We start from the raw sequence: 1,208 nt of genomic DNA, 5'->3' as shown, positions 1-1,208 counted from the left end.
GAAAAGCTGACGCATCAGAACCGTGAACGCATTCCTGAGCGCGTTGTGCATGCCAAGGGCTGGGGGGCTTTTGGCACACTGACTATTACTGGCGATATTTCGAAATATACCAAAGCCAAGGCTTTGCAGCCGGGTGCAAAGACGCCGATGCTGGCGCGTTTTTCGACTGTCGCTGGTGAGCAGGGCGCTGCAGATGCTGAGCGTGATGTTCGCGGCTTTGCGCTGAAGTTCTACACCGAAGAAGGCAATTGGGATCTTGTTGGCAACAACACGCCTGTGTTCTTCGTGCGTGATCCGGTGAAATTCCCGGATTTCATTCACACTCAGAAGCGTCATCCCAAGACCAATCTGCGTTCGGCGACCGCCATGTGGGATTTCTGGTCGCTTTCGCCAGAAAGCTTGCATCAGGTGACAATCCTTATGTCAGATCGCGGCCTTCCAACCGATGTGCGCCATATCAATGGTTATGGTTCACACACCTATTCCTTCTGGAATGATGCTGGCGAGCGCTATTGGGTCAAGTTCCACTTCAAGACTCTGCAGGGCCACAAGCACTGGACCAATGAAGAGGCTGAACGTGTAATCGGTCGCACGCGTGAATCGACGCAGGAAGATCTGTACACCTCCATTGATAAGGGCGAGTTCCCGAAGTGGAAAGTTCAGGTGCAGATCATGCCAGAACTGGATGCCGACAAGACGCCTTACAATCCATTCGACCTTACCAAGGTTTGGCCGCATGCTGATTATCCGCCAATCGATATTGGTGTGATGGAATTGAACCGCAATGCGGAAAACTATTTCACCGAGATTGAAAACGCAGCCTTCTCACCGTCCAACATTGTGCCGGGCATCAGCTATTCGCCAGACAAGATGTTGCAGGGTCGCTTGTTCTCTTATGCCGATGCTCATCGTCATCGCCTTGGCACACATTATGAGAACCTGCCGGTCAACCAGCCAAAGTGCCCAGTGCATCACTATCACCGTGATGGTCAGATGAACACCTATGGCGGCATCGCGACTGGCAACCCGGATGCTTATTATGAGCCAAACTCGTTCAACGGCCCGGTTGAGCAGCCTTCTGCCAAGGAACCGCCACTGCGTTTGAGCGGTGATGCAGATCGCTACAATCATCGCATTGGTAATGACGATTATTCGCAGCCGCGCGCACTGTTCAACCTGTTTGATGACGGCCAGAAGGCGCGCCTGTT

At 52.9% G+C, this 1,208-nt stretch carries 1 protein-coding gene; it reads left to right on the top strand.

All coding sequences use genetic code 11. The annotated features are described in order from the left end of the window. On the top strand, positions 1-1,208 hold a 1,208-nt coding region (locus J2782_RS22785), incomplete at both ends, for a catalase (RefSeq protein ID WP_310016450.1).

Source organism: Brucella pseudogrignonensis (assembly GCF_031454375.1).
GTDB lineage: Bacteria > Pseudomonadota > Alphaproteobacteria > Rhizobiales > Rhizobiaceae > Brucella > Brucella pseudogrignonensis_A.
The sequence above is the reverse complement of the archived record's forward strand: the minus strand, read 5'-3'. Positions and strand labels throughout refer to the sequence as shown.